This window comes from Vulcanisaeta sp. (genome assembly GCF_049966235.1).
Taxonomy (GTDB): Archaea; Thermoproteota; Thermoprotei; order Thermoproteales; family Thermocladiaceae; genus Vulcanisaeta; species Vulcanisaeta moutnovskia.
On record NZ_JBMFVA010000042.1, the window covers coordinates 1 to 3,747 of the forward strand.

A 3,747-nucleotide genomic window follows, 5' to 3' on the forward strand; every position below is an offset into this window, starting at 1 on the left:
GGTTACTTTACGACTTCCTAGGTCTCCACAAGCCTGACTCACCGCTTTTCGGTAGGGCTTATAGGGAGGTTAGGTTAAGGCCCCTTAGCGAGGATAAGGCCATCGAGTTCCTTAGGCTGGGCTTTAGGCAGGTGGGTATTGAACCCCCTGAGGCCATCATCTACGAGGCCGTTAGGAGGCTTGGTGGTGTGGTGGGTTGGTTAACCTACTTCGGCTACAATTACGCTGGGGGAATGAGAGACCTAGAAGCCATTATAGATAATGCATCTAGGCTGATTGCCTCCGAGGTTAACAAGATGCTTGACGTATATAGCGTAGCTAGAGCCAGGTATGTGGCTGTTCTAAACGCCGTAGCCACCTTAGGTAAAGCCAACTGGACCTCTATCAAAAACATAGTGGAGGCTAGGCTAGGCAAAATACCAGACACAACGCTCAATAACATACTTAAAAACCTAGAGAGAGCTGGAGTAATTGCGAAGACTAATAAGGAGTACACAATAACTGACCCAATTACGCGTGAGGCAATCGTTAGAGGCTATGTTAAATAATGCTTAATTGGGCGTGGGCCTGCGTGGACGATGTGATTTAGGTAAATTCACTACGCCTGGGAAATGCTATAGATCTAGGGGGTTAAGCATTACTAGTTACGAGACCTACACTGTGGGGGTACTTAACAGTACCATTATGCGTGAAATTAACATATTACCTTCTTAAGTATACCACATTTAAAAATACTATATACCGAGTAATATTCCTCACCATACTCATAGGGATGTATAACGGTACATCAATACCAGTTGACGTCTTAACAAGTGTAGATGCAGTATATGGAGAAGACTTATCATTTACCATGCAACTCAACATCACTTCCTAAACTAGGAATTAGTGGGTTATGTTGAGTAAACGAGACTAAATTAGCGTAGAGATAAGGCGTAGGCTAGTTTATGGTAATACTGCTTGATATTGAATTTAGGATTACTTCCATTCCGCAGCCTGGCTTCGTCACATTGATTGTTCCTGTTCCTGCTATTGAATTTCCTGGGTAACTTACTGTGCTTGATGTTGCGTCTATTAGTAGGCATGTGTTTGTTGGCGTGCTTACATTTAGTGATGAAGCCGTTGAATCTACGTGGTAGTGTCCCATTCCCTTAATACTGATATTAGCTTCTGAGGATTGTATGGTTATTGAGGCGTTACTTACGTTCGATATCTTCATAGTTATGGCTGAGGCTGATAAATGTAGGTTAAGGTTTCTTAAACCATCAATATTTAGATTAATGGCTGATGCTGAATCTTTAAACGAAACACTAGCAGTACTTGATGGCACGTAAATGCTAATACCTACTATGCATGTGTATACTGGATAGAATTGCCCACTTGGGCATGTTGCTGAGCTGATATTAATGTATGTTACTTCACCAATCCTACTAACCGTGTAGTATACTGTTGGTTTAGGCATTAGTGGTGTATAGATTAATGTCAAGTTGACCTCAATACTTTGGCCATCATATTCATCAATATGCACAATACCCGGCACCTTGGATTCAATAGCAATTACAGGTGTTTCCGAGTAATTTGAGCCATACGTGACGTGACTCAGCATGCTCGGCACCACATATATAAGTAGATATGCCACTGCAATGGCTACTATTATCACCATTATTGCCTTCACAACCAAATCCATGTTCTCACTCCTCAATAGCCTTCTTAAGCTCATCAATCTTAGCGTTCAATTCACTAATCTTGCTACTTAACTCTCTTAGCTGCTTCTCTAAATTGCCACCGGCTTCAACCCTCTCCCAAGCCATGAGCTTAATAACCCTCGCCCATACACTTATCGCGATTATAAAGACAACGAAGTCGAATACTACGCCATCGATGCCGGTGTATATTACTATTAAGGTTCCAACTGCAGCTAAGGCTGCCCACACTATGGCTGTCACTATTATTAGACCCCTCTCGCTTAAGTTACTGCTCACGGCTGCCACCCATTAATTTCACTATGTAGTCTGGGTACACGGTTACCTTGAAGTCCACTAATTGGTAATACCTCAAAGCTCTCGCTTCCCCAGGCACTAACTCCACCCTTGAGGTTACTAGGCCGGCTTTCTGCAGCTTGTTTAAGTGTACTTTTGCTAATGCCCTGCTTACACCAAGCCTCTTCGCTATGTCTGCCAAGTAAAGTTGACCATTCATTCTCAGTAATGCTATTATCCTTAACCTCATTGGATGACCTAGGGCATCCATTATCCTCGCCAGCTCCTCTAGGGAGTTCACCTCCACCATGCTTGTCCATTGTGTAATTAAAAAATTACCAGTATTTAAATATTACCCCACTCATAGAATGAACGGTCATGATAATGTAAGGGGCATACCTTAACGGTAGAGGCGCTATATTCAAATTATCTTAATAGTTCTCAATCTTAAATAATCCTGACTCAGTATCATATATTAAGATTGCTTAGATGCTTCCTCCTATATGTAATTATCATAGTTATCGTAGTTATAATAGTGATAACCCACAGTATGATCATTGTATATGCATTGTCAAAGAGAATGTAATACCAAGAGTCATTAATTAACTGCGATTCACTGCTTATGTATAGTGAGTTATCAAAGAAGTAGAGGAAGTACTTATCATTCACCAAGAACACCGGCGTTATGTATGGTAGTATGGAGTCTGGGCTTGGTGTGTTTATTATAGGTAGCTTCAATGGCCTAGTGAATTCATGAATCACGAAACCGCTTGTTATGTTCATGATTGCTACCAACTCCTTATACCCATAAACACCATAAGATACACCACATGGATACACTACGAGCACCGTTATGCCTTTATCCATAGGATTAAGGCTTGAACAATACTCACCTAGCTCAACATATAAGTTTGCTGGTATTACTATCCTCCTGATAATCACTCCATCATTATTTATTACTGTTACAGTGATACCATAATTACTTTGGCTAAGCACTACACCATAATTATCCACGTTATACACTATGCCGCTTAGGTTATTGATTAGGAAACCAACTTTTAGCCTACCACTTAATAGATCTATGCCACATAAGGATGAGTCGTAGCAAGGATTTATAAGTACGCTATCCACGACAGTGGAGTAGTAAATACCTTCACTTTCCATGTTAGTTAGTTTTCACGGTATATTACTGATCCATTATAATCATTAATAAGCAACAGCACATTACTATTGTTATATCCGCTGTAAAGTAAGGTTACGTAGTTATTAACTGTAGCTAACATAGGTGAGATTCTTCCAAACACCCATGAAAGATCCACGTACTGCACCACTGGTACTTCCCAATTAAGTTTAAGTGACCCATTTTCATTAATACTTAATTTTACTAAGTACCAGGTTAAAGAAGACCCCATTGATATTACGTAAACACTATTATTCACGATGTTGAGCATTAGACTAGGGAAATTAATGTAAAGCATGTGTATAGTACTCTTATTACTGTAGATTGAACTGAAGAAGCCATAATTCAGAGTTACTCCATTGCTCTCATTAACCCTAAGCAGGCATATTCCAGGGACATAATTATTAACAATACTGCTTCTATTTATGCACGTATACACTATGTTTAATGCCCTGTCTATACAATTAACTTTCATTTGAGGCCAAGCTATGGATATACCCGTAGTGTTCACTTCTGTTGGTGGGTAAACTCTCATTATACGCCCATTACTTAGATCAAAAATCGTGAATTTCCAAAATTGCGTGCTGCTAG

The 3,747-nt window shown here is 40.1% G+C and carries 6 protein-coding genes; 1 reads left to right on the forward strand and 5 read right to left on the reverse strand.

Going from position 1 to position 3,747, the window contains the following annotated elements; genetic code table 11:
• On the forward strand, nt 1–548 hold a 548-nt coding region (locus ACP5L5_RS11430; protein ID WP_428763925.1), incomplete at its 5' end, for an AAA family ATPase.
• Nucleotides 549–937: 389 nt separating this feature from the next.
• Here the strand turns inward: ACP5L5_RS11430 and ACP5L5_RS11435 are convergent.
• From ACP5L5_RS11435 to ACP5L5_RS11455, 5 genes are all read right to left on the reverse strand, one after another.
• Nucleotides 938–1,684, reverse strand: a complete 747-nt coding sequence (locus tag ACP5L5_RS11435; protein ID WP_428763927.1) for a hypothetical protein — start codon at nt 1,682–1,684, stop codon at nt 938–940.
• A gap of 4 nt (nt 1,685–1,688) precedes the next feature.
• A complete protein-coding gene (locus ACP5L5_RS11440; RefSeq protein WP_428763929.1) occupies nt 1,689–1,979 on the reverse strand; it encodes a hypothetical protein in 291 nt (96 codons plus the stop codon).
• On the reverse strand, nt 1,969–2,277 hold the full coding sequence (locus ACP5L5_RS11445; protein WP_428763930.1) for an ArsR/SmtB family transcription factor: 309 nt from the start codon (nt 2,275–2,277) through the stop codon (nt 1,969–1,971). Before ACP5L5_RS11445 ends, ACP5L5_RS11440 begins: the two co-directional genes overlap by 11 nt.
• A gap of 167 nt (nt 2,278–2,444) precedes the next feature.
• Nucleotides 2,445–3,140, reverse strand: a complete 696-nt coding sequence (locus tag ACP5L5_RS11450; protein ID WP_428763931.1) for a hypothetical protein — start codon at nt 3,138–3,140, stop codon at nt 2,445–2,447.
• Nucleotides 3,141–3,145: 5 nt separating this feature from the next.
• The coding region (locus tag ACP5L5_RS11455) for a hypothetical protein (RefSeq protein ID WP_428763933.1) at nt 3,146–3,747 on the reverse strand (602 nt) is incomplete at its 5' end.

What these genes read in the sequence shown, in the direction of transcription:
- ACP5L5_RS11435 (WP_428763927.1), bottom strand. Translation starts at nt 1,684, where the DNA reads ATGGATTTGGTTGTGAAGGCAATAATGGTGATAATAGTAGCCATTGCA.
- ACP5L5_RS11450 (WP_428763931.1), bottom strand. Translation starts at nt 3,140, where the DNA reads ATGGAAAGTGAAGGTATTTACTACTCCACTGTCGTGGATAGCGTACTT.